Source organism: Microseira sp. BLCC-F43 (genome assembly GCF_041929235.1).
Classification (GTDB): Bacteria; Cyanobacteriota; Cyanobacteriia; order Cyanobacteriales; family Aerosakkonemataceae; genus Microseira.
The window spans coordinates 14,136-29,032 of the sequence record NZ_JBHFNP010000085.1; the positions used below are offsets into that span (position 1 = coordinate 14,136).

A 14,897-nucleotide genomic window follows, 5' to 3' on the forward strand; every position below is an offset into this window, starting at 1 on the left:
AAGGAATCAAAAAATGAGTGAAATAGCAATTAAAGATCGTCCTCTGTGGCAGCGGATTCCGCTGTATTTGCAAATAGCGATCGCGCTGATTCTGGGATTAATTTTAGGCGTCGCCCTCGGCGCAGGTCAACCTAACCCCGCCAATGTCGCCTGGATCAATAACCTAGTAATTCCCTGCAACCTCGTCCTCAAGGCGCTGCGCGCCCTCGCTACGCCCCTAATTTTACTAGCAGTCCTCCACTCTTTCCTGACTGCAAATATTCCCGGCAGATCGGGGCGTCGTTTGGCAGTTTTGCTGTTTAGCAATACCACGGTTGCTATCTTAATCGGTCTTTTAGTTGCTAATATCCTGCAACCGGGAAAATGGGGTAGCCTTGCTGCGCCTACAGAAACATCTGCAACTAAGGAATTCGATCCTTGGGGACTCTTGCAAGATATGGTACCGGAAGCAGTTCTCAAACCTTTGGTTGATAACAACGTCCTGCAACTGATTTTTCTCGCCTTAGCGTTTGGGATTGTTTTACGGGGTTTGAAACAACAACAAATTGAAGAAGGAAAGACGGCATATGTGGCAATTGAGGATGCAATCGCAATTCTATTCGAGGCAGTAATCCGCATCTTACACTGGGTTATTGCCCTCGTTCCCATCGCCGTTTTCGGAATAGTTGCCAGAACCGTCGCGCTTCAAGGTTTTGCACCGTTTAAATCTTTAGGTGCGTTTATCATCGCCGTATTGGTCGCTTTATTTTTGCAAGCTTGCTATTACTTAATTCGGGTGCATTTCGGTTCTTGGGTGAGTCCGCAACGCTTTCTTGCCGGAGGTTCTGATGCACTGTTAACCGCATTTTCAACTGCTTCTTCCACCGCCACCATGCCTATCACCTTTGAAGCGTTGCTAGAAAAAATCGGTTTGCGGGAATCTTCTGCTTCTTTAGGTGCGTTAGTCGGCAGCAATTTTAATAACGACGGCACTGCTTTATATGAGGCAATGTCCGCTTTATTTGTCGCTCAAGTATTGGGGTTAAGTCTTGCCTTACCCCAACAATTCATTGTGATTCTCACCGCTATTTTCGCCTCTGTAGGTGCAGCAGGAATTCCAGAAGCAGGTTTGGTAACGATGACGCTGGTATTCAGTGCCGTTGGCTTGCCAACTCAGTATATCGCTATATTAATTACTGTAGACTGGTTCTTAGATCGTTGCCGGACTGCGATTAATGTCATGGGAGATATGACGGTGAGTTGTTTGTTAGATGGAAAGAAACGTCAACCTCAATTGAGTGGAATTGAACCATCTGATGAAAATTTATCATGATGGATATGATAAAAAACAAGCTCAGGACTTACCCACGACGATCCTATCACCTTTGTTTCTGTGTATATCTTTAGTTTCCCAGCGACGATTTTTCATAGAAACTTTGGTGTTTGCGTAAGTCCTAAAGATTAAAAAAGTGGGGATAAAGCTGGTAAAAACAAGCGATCGCCCCACTACGCCGTTAGATACAAATGCGCCAATCAAAATCCTAAAAGCCTCGCACCTTGATAGAAAATAAAGCTGGATACCCATGCTAAACCCACCGACCACGCCACCGATATCCAAGCAAATTTCGCACTCTTGGATTCGCTTTTTAACACAGCTACTGTCGAAAGACAAGGGATATACAGCAGCGTAAATAGCATGAAACTATACGCCTGTACCCAGTCGATTTGCTGCGCGATCGCTCCCATTAATTGACTATCCTCAGACTGACCGTAAATTACCGCCAATCCACCCAAAACGATCTCTTTCGCCACAAAGCCAAAAACCAGCGCCACCGCTAATTGCGAATTAATTCCAATCGGTCCTAAAATCGGCTGCATGAATTGACCCAGGATTCCCGAAAGCGTTTGGGAACTCGCAGGTGGAACACCAGGCGGTAAGTTATTCAGCGCCCAAATTGCCACAACCCCTAAGATAATAAACCGATAAGACCACCGCCAAAAGTGTTTTACCTCACACCAAGAACGCAGCAGAATTTGTTTGAAAGTAGGGAAGCGATAAGGAGGCAATTCCAAAACAAATGGCTCTTGGTTGGGATACTGACCTTTGAACAAAAACGCGGTCAAAATAGCCGCCACAAAGCTGAGAATATACAAACTAAACAAGACTATAGGCGCAATGCTGGCGGCAAAAAGCGCCGTCGTCATAAAGATAAATACGTTCAACCTCGCCGAACACAAAGAAAAGGGAATTACCAGCATGGAAAGCATCCGCAAACCAGGGGAACGCATCACCCTAGTCCCCATAATTGCCGGTACGTTGCAGCCAAATCCCATCAGCGACATCACAAAAGATCGACCGTCTAATCCCAATCTCTGCATCAACGCATCCATCAAAAATGCCGACCGAGATAAGTAGCCGCTATCTTCCACAATTGCCATGCAGAAGAAGAACAAAATAATCACCGGAATAAATGCTGCGACGGTTGTCAAACCAGTATACAACCCGTCAATTAGGAAACCCCTCAATACTTCTGGCAGTCCCGCTAAACCAGGTTCTAAGGCATTTTTCTGCAACCAATCAAACCCATTTCCCAATAAGTCTTGCAGCGGCGTTCCCAACGCATAAACTGCCTGGAACATCAAAAACATTGCCGCAAAAAAGATTGGCAACCCAAACACAGGATGGAGTAGGACTTTATCTAACCGCGTTGTCCAGTTTTCCTTCGCTTGCGCTGGTACGTGAACCGCATCTTGCAATAGGTTACCCATTTCTTCGGCAAGTTTGCGATCGCTTACTAAATGCTCCTCAATCTTACCAACGCAAATTGCCTCCTCTTGATGGCTCAAACTATCAGCAATTGCCCGATATGCCGTCTCGTAACCGTGACCGTACTTGGCACTAATTGGCATTACCGGCATCCCTAAATGCGCTGCCATTTTCTCCGGTTCGACTTCCACTCCAAACTTGGGAGCCTCATCTGCCATATTTAACAACAATACCGCCGGAACTCCCAAATGCTTCACCTGTAAGGCAAGGCTGACTTGGCGGTCAATTTGGACAGTATTGAGAATAATTAGTACTAAATCTAAAGGAGTCTTTTCGAGAAAATCTCTCACTACTGCCTCATCTTCCGAAAACCCCCGCAGATCGTAAATACCTGGCAAGTCAACTATTTCGGCGGGTTCGTCGCCGAGTTTGACCTTCGCCATCATCAGGTCTACGGTAATTCCAGGCCAGTTGCCTATACTGGCATTTGCGCCCGTAATTCGGTTAAAAAAGGTCGATTTGCCCGTATTAGGCATTCCTAAGACAGCTATCTGTTTCATGCTCATTCTCCTTCACTCAAGTGCGTGACATGGATTTCTTTGGCTTCGCTGCGGCGCAGCATCACTTCCGTGGTTCCCACCCGCACGTGAAGTGGCCCGCCAAACCAGGCACGCCGAATCATTTCCACTTGCCGTCCAGCGCGAAAACCCAGTGCTTGCAGGCGTTGTTGCAAGCACTCTTCTGCTTGTAACGCCACGATGGTGGCGATTTGACCCGGTTGTAATGAAGCGAGGTGAATTCTTAACATTTTGGGAATTACTAGGAAACTTTCTCAAAAACTTGATGATAATATCAGCATACTCCTGTGATCTAGCTAACTCCAGGGGGGTTTTGTTAAAAAAACCTGTAAATTTATGCCTTTCTACAGGTGAAAATTTCTGTTGGATCGGGTAATCGGCAAGTGATATCATGTCCGTTTGATTACCCATAGTTGGGACTGACGCGGCGACGCACCGGACAGGGAGACGCTCTGAGTTTTAATTATGGGTGAAAAACCGGACATGATATGAACGGAAGAGCAAGATACCCGACTTCTTAGAGAAGTCGGGTATCTGGGTATTGTAGATAGCGCGTTTTCTCACCTACTATCTTGACAAGAAACCCGGGGTTCTCTGGGGAAATTCCCTAGCGCAACATCAACGCGACTTCTTTAGCAAAATAAGTCAAAATCAAGTCAGCACCTGCCCGTTTCATGCTGGTTAGAGTTTCCAAAATAACCTTTTTTTCATCAATCCAGCCTTGCTGTGCGGCAGCTTTAATCATGGCATATTCGCCGCTGACGTTATAGGCAGCAACAGGTAAATTTGTTGCCGCTTTCACTTGGCAAATGATATCCAAATAAGCCAAAGCAGGTTTTACCATCACAATATCTGCCCCTTCGGCAATATCTAGTGCAACTTCTTTGAGTGCTTCCCTGGCATTTGCAGCATCCATTTGGTATGTTTTTTTATCGCCAAATTTGGGGGCAGAATCGAGGGCATCCCGAAACGGGCCATAATAAGCAGAGGCATACTTAGCCGAGTAAGCAAGTATTCCCACATCAAAGTAACCTGCTGCATCCAAAGCTTGGCGAATTGCGCCTACCCGTCCGTCCATCATGTCAGAAGGTGCGACCATATCTGCCCCTGCTGCTGCTTGAGATAGCGCCATTTTGACTAAAATTTCTACGGTGGGGTCGTTGAGAATCACACCATTGTCATCTACGACACCATCGTGTCCGTGAGTGGTGAAAGGGTCTAACGCTACATCGGTGATGACAACAATATCTGGAACGGCTTTTTTAATTGCTTTTACCGTTTGCTGGACTAATCCTGATTCGTTGTAACTTTCGCTGCCAGTATCGTCTTTTTTGGCAGGGGAAATGACGGGGAAAAGCGCTACAGCATTCACTCCCAACGCCGCTGCATCGGCTATTTCTTTTAGCAGCAAATCCAACGTATAGCGGTAACATCCCGGCATCGATCCTATTTCAACCTTTTGCCCTTCTCCTTCCATCACAAAGACGGGATAAATTAAGTCATTTGCGGTTAAATGAGTTTCCTGTACCATTCGCCGCAACGTAGGGGTGCGACGCAGGCGGCGGGGGCGATAAATTAATTCAGTCGCGGGGGTTGTTTTATTCATTGAGGCTTTCTAATTTTATGGAATGAGAATCATTCTACAAAAAAAGCGCTAGCATTTTGTCAAACTAACTAGATCGGGGTAGTTAAAGGTATTTTGGCTACCAACCCAAGCTGGGACAGAAAGACCTCTCCCCCAACCCCTCTCCTGCAAGGAGAGGGGAGTCTTTCTCCCCCCTTCCCTTGCAGGGAAGGGGGGCAGGGGGGGTTAGGTTTGTCGCGCTTTTGGTTGGTAGCCGGTATTTTGTGCAAAAGCGAAAACCCCCACTTCTCGCAGAAGTCGGGTATCTGCCCTTCGCTTCGGTGGCACAAGGGGCTAAATAAATGCAAAATGGATGCAGTTTATCTGTACCAGTGCCTGCTATGCCTACCTTACTAGCGGATGCCAAGAATCTTCTTTCTGACCTGATACGTCGTTATGGCAAGCGGGTTGACTATTTGGCGATTCGACTGGAAGAAGCTGAAGCAACCGATATTTTACTGCGCGCCGATAAGATCGAAACTTTGTCCCAAGGGATTTCGATCGGCGGACAGGTACGCGCTTGTTATCAGGGTGGGTGGGGTTTTGCCAGCTTTAATCAACTTTCGACCTTAGCAGAACGGGTTGAGGAAGCGATCGCTGCCGCCCGCATCGTGGGTGAAGAAGAAACCATCCTCGCCCCTATTGACGCGGTGCAGGATATATGCATTATCCCCCTCACCGGCACCGATCCTCGCCAAATACCGCTAGCCGAGAAAAAGGCATTGTGCGATCGCTACACCGAAATTCTCCGCAGCGTTGACCCTCGCATCGCTACCACCTCGGTGCGCTATGGCGACAGCGCCCAGCGCATCATCCTCGCCACGTCGGAAGGGACGATGTTAGAACAATCCTGGGTGGATATGGAAATGCGTTTTGCCGCCACGGCGCGCGACGGGGAAACCGTACAAACTGGACGGGAAACAACGGGATCGCGCAAAGCTTACGAAGATTTAACCAATTTAGACGAGCAAGTGCGGGGTGCAGCGCAACGGGGGGTGGAGGCTTTAAGCTTACCGCCGGTCAAAGGCAATACCTACACCGTCGTCATCGATCCGATTCTCAGCGGGTTATTCGTCCACGAAGCCTTCGGACACCTGAGTGAAGCCGATATGGCATACGAAAACCCGGACTTGCTAGAAGTCATGACCATTGGACGCAGATTTGGTCCCAAAGATCTGCAAATCTTTGACGGCGCCGCCCCAGAAGGTCATCGCGGTAGCTATTTTTACGACGACGAAGGCACCCCCGCAACGACGACTCAATTAATTAAAGACGGCGTCTTAGTGGGAAGATTGCACTCCCGCGAAACTGCTGGCAAATTAGACGAACAACCCACCGGGAATGCCCGTTGTCTCAGTTATCACTATCCCCCCATCGTGCGGATGACCAACACCTGGATCGAACGGGGAAATACGCCAGTCGAGGACTTATTTACTGGTATCAAAGAAGGCGTTTATGCCCGTAATTGGTTGGGTGGAATGACGAATGGGGAAATGTTCACCTTTAGTGCGGGGGAAGCTTGGATGATCCGCAATGGCAAAATAGCCGAACCCGTGCGCGATGTCACGCTTTCCGGTAATGTTTTCTCCACGCTGGCGGATATTGAAGCAATTGGCGATGATTTTTACTGGGATGAATCCGGCGGATGCGGTAAAGGCGGACAAAGCGGTTTACCCGTAGGTTGCGGTGGTCCGAGTTTGCGAATTCGCAATGTTATTGTAGGGGGAGAAGCGGCATAATGGCTAATTGCTAATGGCTAATTGCTAATGGGTAATTGGTAATGGGTAATTGCTAATGGCTAATTGCTAATGGCTAATTGCTGGCTAATTGCTGGCTAATTGCTAATTGGTAATGGTAAATTATTGTCTATTACCAATTACCAATTACCAATTACCAATTACCAATTACCTATTACCAATCGCAGCATCTACCTGTTTTAACAATGCTTCTGGGGTTGAAGAGTTATCTAAAACTACGTTGGCTTGGGCTAGCTTTTTTTCTATTGACATTTGGCTGTTAATGCGGGATTGAATTTCTTCTAAAGGCAGACCATCGCGAGATTTGACTCGTTCAACTTGCTGGGTTTGGTCGCAAGTTACTACCCAGATTTCCGTTACCAGATCGGTCATGCGAGCTTCAAACAATAATGGTACGACTAGGACGACTGTGGGGGATTTTTGGGGGTCTAGGGTATCTAATTGAGCGGTAATGCGATCGCGCACGTATGGATGAATGCGTTGCTCTAACCACAAGCGTTCTGAGGGACTGCTAAAAACAATTTGACCCAGGCGCAGGCGGTCGAGTTTGCCATCGGGTAGTAAGATGCCGAAACCGTAGCGTTCCTGAATTTCTTCTAATACTTGAGAACCTGGTTGTACGGCTTCGCGCGCATAAATATCTGCATCCAAAACTGGCAAATTATAGTGACTTGCCAGATAATTCGAGACGGTACTTTTGCCAGTACCAATACCGCCCGTTAAACCAATAATACGCCTCATAGGATTTTAGATTTTAGATTTTAGATTTTAGATTTGCCATGACCAATTAGCAATTAGCAATTAGCTGATAGTAAAGCCCCGACCGAAGTACTATCTATGGACAATTTTATGTCATCAAACACGACCGTTTGTCTATAAATTGATTTTTATCTACTGAATAAAATAGAAGTTATCTTGATTCAGTTTTACAGTAGGGGCGGGTTTTACCAATCAGTCTGTGTCACCACGAGATATGTTGTTAAACTCGCCCCTACTTCTGCTAAAAATTTACAGTTTAATATAACCTAATATAGGCTTTTTAAACAGGAGGCTGGTGGATTGTCGCCCAGTTAATAATAGCTTGGGTTAATCCTTCTAAGGTGTATTCAAGCGCTTCCACATCTACCCGACCCAGGAGTTGCTTGCAGTCGCGGGAAGTTTGGGGACCGATCGAGGCGATCGCTACTTTATCCAGCTTATCGGTTAATTGGGATGCCTCTACTAACTGACAAAAATTTCTCACAGTTTTGGAACTAGCAAAGGTAATGATATCTACTGCTTGCTTCGACAAGGCATGTTTTGCTTCTGGTGCGATCGCATCCGGACACCTGGACTCGTAAGCCGCCACCTCGACGACTTCTGCACCTTTAGCCGATAACTCCTGGACTAACACCTCCCGTCCACCAGTTTCCACTCTGGGAAATAACACTTTTTTCCCTTGGAGAGATGCGGGAAAATGTTCCACGAGGGAATCTGCCACAAAGTTGGGCGGGATAAAATCGGGTTGCAAATTGTGCAGTTTTAGGCTATTAGCTGTTTTTTTACCGACAACGGCGATTTTAAGCTGCGCTAAGCTACGGGCATCTTTTCCTTGAGCGAATAAGCGCTCAAAGAAATAATCTACACCGTTGGTAGAGGTGAGAATTAACCAATCAAAGGTTTGTATGCAAGCGATCGCATTATCCAATCCTTCCCAGTTTGAAGGCGGACCAATTTCTATCGCAGGCATTTCAATTACCGTTGCACCTGCTGCCTGAAGGCGGTGAGTAAATTCCCCCGACTGTCCAGCAGAACGGGTAACGAGGATAGTTTTATTGGCGAGGGGGAGGGAAGAGGACGCCCGGATGGGGAGACGGGGAGACGCGGGGATGATTTGATTCTCTGCTTCTTTCTTGGTTTCTGGCGCTGGATGTTGGTTATTTGTCTGAGTCATAGCAATAGGGGATATCAAATCTAGGGGGCTGGATTTTAAATTATCCCCAATTGGGGACATTCGCTCGGATACCAAGTTGCCGTTAATATTAATCAACATTTCTGCCCTCTGCCCTGCTAACGGCGGTTGTAAGTAGGGGCGCAGTCCAACAACTTCTCCAATTACAATGACCGCCGGGGAAAGAGACGCCCCAGCACATGCAGCTGCAATAGTTCCCAACTGTGCTGTCCAAATTTGTTGTTGGGGATGTCCGCAATAACGAATAACGGCGACGGGAGTTTGCAGACTTCGCCCCCCACGATGCAGTTGGCGGACAATTTCCCCCAAATTACGCCCCCCCATCAAGATTACCAGCGTATCGATCCGCGATAGGGCTTCCCAGTCTAATTCTGTTGGTTCGTGGGCGCTTAAAACTGCAAAACACCGACTCAAAACCGGATCTGTTAGGGGAATTCCTGCTAGCAATGGTGCTGCCAATGCGGAAGAAATTCCCGGCACAACCTCAAACGGGCAACCTGCGGCAATTAATGCTTGAATTTCCTGACTAGATCGCCCAAAAATCAACGGATCGCCGCTTTTTAATCGCACGACTTGCTTCCCTAACAGGCACTGTTCCACCAGCAAGCGGTCGATTTCTGCTTGGGGGGTACTCTTGCGTCCACCCCGCTTACCGACGTGGAATTTTACGCAATTATCCGGTACTAAATCTAACAGTCGCTCCGAGATCAAGGCATCATAAATTAATACCTCTGCTTGCGATAATAATTGTTGCGATCGCACAGTTAGGTAAGCGACATCCGATGGCCCTGCACCCACTAGATAAACTTTGCCTTTTTCCTCGAACATGGAATAATTTCAGATGGCAAATTTTTGATTTCTGATTTATGGAATAATTGCAGATTTCAGAGCTTATATTTCTGATTTATGAAAAAATTGGAATTAAATCTGCAATCTGCAATCTCAAATCTAAAATACCTCAATTATTTTTTCGGTTCGCCGAGTTTCTGGATGATTTTGTCAATTTGCTCGGCTTGCTGGGTTTGACCTTGGTTTTTCAACAGTTCTTTGGTTTTATTCAAAGTAGCGATCGCTTCGTCTTTTTTGCCTTGACTTGATAAAGCCAGGGCTAAGACGTAGTGGGCTTTTGCCGAGTCTGGTTTGAGGCTAACAGCTTCTTTTGATTCGGTGACTGCTTCGTCGATTTTGTTTTGTTGTCCCAACAAAACGGCTAAGTTAATTGTAGTTTCTACCAGCGGTTCGGTTCTGCCCTGGTTTTTGAATAAGTCTTTGGCTTTTTTTAGCGAGGCTACTGCTTCGTCTTTTTTGCCTTGTTCGGATAAAGCGCCTGCTAAGATAACGTGAGTGGGGGCAAAGTCTGGTTTGAGTTTAACCGCTTCTTGTAATTGCGCTACTGCATCGTCTAATTTCTTCTGTTTTGCTAAAGCAACAGCTAAATTAATTTGAGTTTCTACCTGTTGGTCAACTTTTCCCTGCTTTTTGAATAAATCTCTGGCGGTTTGTAAGCTCTTTATTGCTTCTTCTTGCTTGCCTTGTTCTGCTAACGCCGCCGCCATAACTACGTAAGCGGGTGCAAAATCCGATTTGATTTGCAGCGCTTCTTTTGTTTGAGAGATTGCTTCGTCTAGTTTTTTCTGTTGACCCAAAACAACAGCTAATTTGACCTTATCTTCCGCATTTTTAGGATCGAGGCGAATCGCTTCTTGAAATTGCTTGCTAGCTTCGTCTAACTTATTTTGACTTTGCAGCAGCACGGCCAAATTCGAGTGAACTTTGGGATTTTTGCCGTCCAGTTCAATCGATTTGCGCCAAGCTTCTTCTGCACCCGCAGCATCGCCTTTTTTAACGCTTTCAATTCCTCGCTGATAAAAATCTTCGGCGCTACCAGGTGCGGCGGCAACGGTAGTTTCTGGACTCGGTGTAGTTGCGGATGGGGAAACTGTCCCGTTAGCGGCGGTATTTTGTGCCGGTGCGGCGGGAGAAGGCGTGCTGGTGCTGGCGGTGTTCGTTCCAGAAGGCGTCTTAGAACACGCCACGGCAGTCAAACCGAGACTAACGCTCGCCGCCAGCAGCAGGTAAAATTTAAGCAGTTTTTGCGACATGATTCGGGACATGGTATTTGTAGGCTCTTAGCCTAGTTTACGCGGTGCGTTCCCTCTGCGTGTGGAGTCCCCTCCCCCAATCGGCACAATCGATATTTCCTGCCCTAATTCCGCATAATTGCTCTTGACAAACATCACTCCCTTCCCTTTCTTCTTCCTTGGCTCAGATCTTGCACCAGGGTTAACACCTTAGTTTCTGGCAAATAGCTAAACTTGAAAGCCTAAATTTTTCGTCAAGAAACAAGGGTTTCCAGGCAGGTTGAGAATCGTGCCAGATGTGAGTTGGCGTACTTGGCGTCTATGGCGATTCATTCTCCAAAGATTCTTCCAGCGCGAAAAAAGTAAATTATTTAGCAATTACGCAAACAGGACTTATATCATGTCCGGTTCTTCACCCATAATTAGGAATGACGCTCCTGACACGGTGACACGGTGACTTGGGAGAGATTTTTATTCAGGGTAATTAGGCGGACATCATATTACGCAAAGAAACAAGGGCGATCCGCAAAATCGTTGGTTTTGCCACCAGAAATTGACTCTTCACCTTTGTTTCTGCCATCCTCGTGCGTAAGTCATGGCAAAGAAACAAGGGTGATCTGAAAAATAGTTGGTTTGGCAACTAGAGAGCGACGGTCTCACCTTTGTTTCTGCCATCGTCGTGGGTCAGTCCTGTTCTTCCTAATGCCATAAACAAGCAGCAGGAAAAATTAGATATTCTAGGAAAAACAATTTCCAGATGAATTGGTAGAAACTAGCGATCGCACCCTTATCCTGCAAGTCTACACACCGACTCCGCCACCCCATTAAACCCAATGCCACCAAATGGGTTGTCACTAAAAATACCGTATTTACAGAAGTTAGCCACAACAAGCCAGCAATTGCAATGCCTAGATAGCAAATTGCTATCACCCATAGAGTCAAATTAAACACAGCGGTTGCGCCCAATTTAAGCGTAAAAGTGCTGATATTGTACAAGCGATCGCCTTCCATATCGGGGATATCTTTAAAGATAGCGATCGCCACCGTAAACACCAAAATAAACAGCGTCAGCGCCCAAACTTCTGCGGGTATTTCTTGTGGCACAGGCAGCTTGCCTGTGCTACCTGTAACTTTATTCTGGAACACCCAACTAAAGTGCAAAAACAACCCTAAATTAACAATCGCCCCCCGGACGCTAAAAATACAAATTGCTGCCCAAAACGGAAACCTTTTTAACCGAATTGGCGGTAAAGAATAAGCCGTACCAATTGCCAAACTAATCCCAACCATTCCGAATAAAAACGGCCCCAAAAACCCCGCCAACAGCAGCGCCAGGATACCCGTAACGCTGACAATTATCTTACCTTGCTGGGGTGAAAATTCCCCCGTTGCTAAAGGCAAGTGGGGTTTGTTAATCCGGTCGATTTCGATATCTTCTAATTGGTTTAACCCGACAATGTAAATATTGCCGCACAAACAGGATATCCAAGCTCCCAATAGCTGCAACAGATGGGTGCCAGACAAGTTGGGGGGTGAGAGAGCGTTCGCGCCAGCGATGCGGAGCATTATCGCCACCAAATACAACCCCAAAACGCTCAAACTCGTACCAATAATTGTATGGGGGCGGCTGAACTTCCAAAAAGCATAAAGCCAAGAACCCGTCTGCTGGACAGGTTTGGCATCAGAAGGATTGCTTTGGGGCACCGAAGACTTTTGAGAAGAAATTTGGCTCATGAATACTTCAATCAAGGTTCCAGCTAGTTTTTAATCGTTGCATAAAGTTTGTCCTACTGGAAGCTTGGATTTATACCCCGTTCGTTACCCAAAGAAACTCAGGTGATACGAAAAATCGTGGGTTTGGGAAGCACAGATCGACTGAGAAACCGGGTTTCTGACCTGCTTGCGTGAATTTGATAGGACTTAGGCAAAGAAACCCGGTTTCTCAGAAAAATCGTGGGTTTTGCCGCAGAGATCGACGCAGAAACCGGGTTTCTGACCTGCTTGTGTGAATTTGATAGGACTTAGGCAAAGAAACCCGGTTTCTCAGAAAAATCGTGGGTTTTGCAGCAGAGATCGACGCAGAAACCGGGTTTCTCGGAAAAATCGTGGGTTTTGCAGCAGAGATCTACCCAGAAACAAAGGTGATAGGTTCGTCCTGCGTAAGTCCTGCGGGTTTCTGGTCTCCTCGTGCGTAGGAGGCTTGGATTTATACCCCGTTCGTGATATCTGTGAATTTGAGACAAGTTTCGACAACGACTTCCATAAAGTTCTGGTTCCAACGGGCAAGACTTTCAGCTTGCTGCTGGGCATTCTGGGTGAGTGCATAAGCTTGCGCTTGTCCCACTAGCAAATTTTCCCATGTAGGTTGAGCGATCGCAGTCGCTACACCTAACCGAGAAAGTGCAGCACAATTGAGTTGCTGTTCTAAGTGCATAGGCAAGACTAATTGAGGAATGCCTGCTAGCAGACAGGTAATAGCCGTCGTTAAGCCTCCATTGTGGATTGCCAAAGACTTTCCCTCTAGAACCTCGCTTAAAGGTTTGAACTCACATTGGGGTCTCAGAGTTTGCAGCACCATCGTGCGCTGAGGATAATTATCTGCCAGATAAGCCCAAGCAGGGCCATCGGCACGGTGCAGATTTCCAGGAATCGGTGTAACGTGCAGACTGACATACTGGTCATTACGCCGCAAGTGCTGATAAGGGTCTAACTCAGGAATGCCAAAAATAAAACTGGCATCCCCATTCAAAATTTGTCCTAGAGGCGCATCAAACTTGACAACTTCGCGCACTGTATTGCTGACTTGCTCTTGGCGCCAGACTGACTCAGGCGGTGCGGGAAATCTCAGAATCGGGAAAACATCAACGGGTGGTGGTACTGTAAAGCACTCTCCGATCGCAACTGTAGGCACAAAGCCGTAAGCTGCTAGGACAAGACCAGGGGCATGATCGGCAATAATTAAGCTTGGTTTGAGCTGTTGCAGAACCGAGCGCCACGCCTCAAGGTGCGATCGCAGTATACAGGCATTCCCAAAACCGAAGTTTTCCAGGATATCGGCAAAGGTATAAGATTCTTTCCGACCATAAAAAGGCAAGCGAGGGGCAAAGACAATCTGATAGGGAAAATCAATCCCTTTGATGTTGTAGGACTTGAGGGCAAAGACTGGTTCTAACCCATAGGATTCCAGCATCTGAGCAAGTGCCACCAGACGTTGAATGTGTCCCTGTCCCCCTCCCAGTTCCCATCCAAGTAAAACTTTCATCACCTGTTACTGCGATCGTTTTGCTAATTGCTAATTGCTAATTGCTAATTGGGAGAGAGAGAGAGCTTCTCAATAATATCTTTCCATTAGCCATTAGCCATTAGCCGCACGGTTGAGATAACTAGCAATTTGAGTTAACCAGCTATTCGCCTTGAGAGGATGCTATTTTTCGCTGCAAAAGCAAGCTGCTTAAACCAAGAAACATCAACCCTCCCACAGTGCTTGGTTCCGGAACCGAGGTTGGAGGATTTGACCGCAAATTGTACGTCACCGTTCCATAAGATCCTTCTGGACAAGCAGAGCTAGAACAGTCCTGCACATAACCGTAAAATAACGCTGGCTGACCCATCCAAGACCGGAGAAAGATTATTTTAGGAAAGTATTCTGGTTTTGGAGGAAAGTCGTAAAGCCCAATGGAAGCCGTCACCAACCCTTCATTAGGAAAGAAGCCACCATAGCCCCCCACATCTATTTGTAGGTCTGATTCAGTGAAATTTTTACCCTCAAAATCAAAGTTAAAATCAAAAGGTCGATACCCACCAAAAGAAGTTTTAGGCGAAGCGTCATCGTAGCTAAACGAACCCGAATACTGGTTGCCAACTAGAAAACCCCTAGTAATGTTAACCGTGAAATCATAGTTAAAGACGGCAGCTTGTGCTGGGTTGGCTTCTATTGCGGTGCAGCTGAGAGCTACACTGGCTGTTGTCACTGCTAATTTTTTGAATTTTGTCATAGTTGCCTGCCATAATTTACTCTAACGATCGCGGCGGGACAACTACAATTTTTTTTGCCCAGCCGGATATTTCGACCCAATTGCGGTCTAAGGCTCAGGATAATCTACCTCTAAGATGACCATCCGTATTTCTACAGAAACTTAACCCAAAAAACACAATCAACC

11 protein-coding genes are annotated in these 14,897 nt (G+C 46.6%); 2 read left to right on the forward strand and 9 right to left on the reverse strand.

The window, feature by feature from the left end; translation table 11 throughout:
- The first annotated feature begins 13 nt into the window (after positions 1-13).
- Positions 14-1,312 carry a dicarboxylate/amino acid:cation symporter gene (locus ACE1CM_RS12660; protein WP_374877850.1) on the forward strand — a complete coding sequence of 433 codons (1,299 nt, stop codon included), beginning with the start codon at positions 14-16 and terminating at the stop codon, positions 1,310-1,312.
- A gap of 200 nt (positions 1,313-1,512) precedes the next feature.
- Here the strand turns inward: ACE1CM_RS12660 and feoB are convergent, their stop codons facing one another.
- From feoB to hemB, 3 genes are all read right to left on the reverse strand, one after another.
- The gene (gene feoB, locus ACE1CM_RS12665; protein WP_374877852.1) at positions 1,513-3,306 is read right to left on the reverse strand and encodes a ferrous iron transport protein B; all 1,794 of its coding nucleotides are present in this window, start codon (positions 3,304-3,306) and stop codon (positions 1,513-1,515) included.
- A gap of 2 nt (positions 3,307-3,308) precedes the next feature.
- Positions 3,309-3,554: a ferrous iron transport protein A gene (locus tag ACE1CM_RS12670; protein WP_374877854.1), complete on the reverse strand. Its 246-nt coding sequence runs from the start codon at positions 3,552-3,554 to the stop codon at positions 3,309-3,311.
- A gap of 377 nt (positions 3,555-3,931) precedes the next feature.
- On the reverse strand, positions 3,932-4,930 hold the full coding sequence (gene hemB, locus ACE1CM_RS12675; protein WP_374877856.1) for a porphobilinogen synthase: 999 nt from the start codon (positions 4,928-4,930) through the stop codon (positions 3,932-3,934).
- 359 nt (positions 4,931-5,289) lie between these two features.
- Between hemB and ACE1CM_RS12680 the strand changes: the two genes are divergently transcribed.
- Entirely contained in the window at positions 5,290-6,687 is a 1,398-nt protein-coding gene (locus ACE1CM_RS12680) for a TldD/PmbA family protein (protein WP_374877858.1), read from the forward strand.
- A gap of 165 nt (positions 6,688-6,852) precedes the next feature.
- Here the strand turns inward: ACE1CM_RS12680 and coaE are convergent, their stop codons facing one another.
- The 6 genes from coaE to ACE1CM_RS12710 form a co-directional block, all read right to left on the reverse strand.
- Entirely contained in the window at positions 6,853-7,446 is a 594-nt protein-coding gene (coaE, locus tag ACE1CM_RS12685) for a dephospho-CoA kinase (RefSeq protein WP_374877860.1), read from the reverse strand.
- Between the two features lie 298 nt (positions 7,447-7,744).
- Positions 7,745-9,484 carry a uroporphyrinogen-III C-methyltransferase gene (gene cobA / locus ACE1CM_RS12690; protein ID WP_374877862.1) on the reverse strand — a complete coding sequence of 580 codons (1,740 nt, stop codon included), beginning with the start codon at positions 9,482-9,484 and terminating at the stop codon, positions 7,745-7,747.
- A gap of 134 nt (positions 9,485-9,618) precedes the next feature.
- Positions 9,619-10,758: a tetratricopeptide repeat protein gene (locus ACE1CM_RS12695; protein ID WP_374877864.1), complete on the reverse strand. Its 1,140-nt coding sequence runs from the start codon at positions 10,756-10,758 to the stop codon at positions 9,619-9,621.
- Between the two features lie 678 nt (positions 10,759-11,436).
- The gene (locus ACE1CM_RS12700) at positions 11,437-12,471 is read right to left on the reverse strand and encodes a homogentisate phytyltransferase (protein ID WP_374877866.1); all 1,035 of its coding nucleotides are present in this window, start codon (positions 12,469-12,471) and stop codon (positions 11,437-11,439) included.
- A gap of 472 nt (positions 12,472-12,943) precedes the next feature.
- Complete coding sequence (locus ACE1CM_RS12705) at positions 12,944-13,999, reverse strand: glycosyltransferase (RefSeq protein WP_374877868.1); 1,056 nt, start codon at positions 13,997-13,999, stop codon at positions 12,944-12,946.
- Positions 14,000-14,141: 142 nt separating this feature from the next.
- Positions 14,142-14,732: a PEP-CTERM sorting domain-containing protein gene (locus tag ACE1CM_RS12710; protein ID WP_374877869.1), complete on the reverse strand. Its 591-nt coding sequence runs from the start codon at positions 14,730-14,732 to the stop codon at positions 14,142-14,144.
- Positions 14,733-14,897 lie beyond the last annotated feature (165 nt).

What these genes read in the sequence shown, in the direction of transcription:
- hemB (WP_374877856.1), bottom strand. Translation starts at nt 4,930, where the DNA reads ATGAATAAAACAACCCCCGCGACTGAATTAATTTATCGCCCCCGCCGC.
- ACE1CM_RS12660 (WP_374877850.1), top strand. Translation starts at nt 14, where the DNA reads ATGAGTGAAATAGCAATTAAAGATCGTCCTCTGTGGCAGCGGATTCCG.
- ACE1CM_RS12670 (WP_374877854.1), bottom strand. Translation starts at nt 3,554, where the DNA reads ATGTTAAGAATTCACCTCGCTTCATTACAACCGGGTCAAATCGCCACC.
- ACE1CM_RS12695 (WP_374877864.1), bottom strand. Translation starts at nt 10,758, where the DNA reads ATGTCGCAAAAACTGCTTAAATTTTACCTGCTGCTGGCGGCGAGCGTT.
- coaE (WP_374877860.1), bottom strand. Translation starts at nt 7,446, where the DNA reads ATGAGGCGTATTATTGGTTTAACGGGCGGTATTGGTACTGGCAAAAGT.
- feoB (WP_374877852.1), bottom strand. Translation starts at nt 3,306, where the DNA reads ATGAAACAGATAGCTGTCTTAGGAATGCCTAATACGGGCAAATCGACC.
- cobA (WP_374877862.1), bottom strand. Translation starts at nt 9,484, where the DNA reads ATGTTCGAGGAAAAAGGCAAAGTTTATCTAGTGGGTGCAGGGCCATCG.
- ACE1CM_RS12705 (WP_374877868.1), bottom strand. Translation starts at nt 13,999, where the DNA reads ATGAAAGTTTTACTTGGATGGGAACTGGGAGGGGGACAGGGACACATT.
- ACE1CM_RS12680 (WP_374877858.1), top strand. Translation starts at nt 5,290, where the DNA reads ATGCCTACCTTACTAGCGGATGCCAAGAATCTTCTTTCTGACCTGATA.
- ACE1CM_RS12700 (WP_374877866.1), bottom strand. Translation starts at nt 12,471, where the DNA reads ATGAGCCAAATTTCTTCTCAAAAGTCTTCGGTGCCCCAAAGCAATCCT.
- ACE1CM_RS12710 (WP_374877869.1), bottom strand. Translation starts at nt 14,732, where the DNA reads ATGACAAAATTCAAAAAATTAGCAGTGACAACAGCCAGTGTAGCTCTC.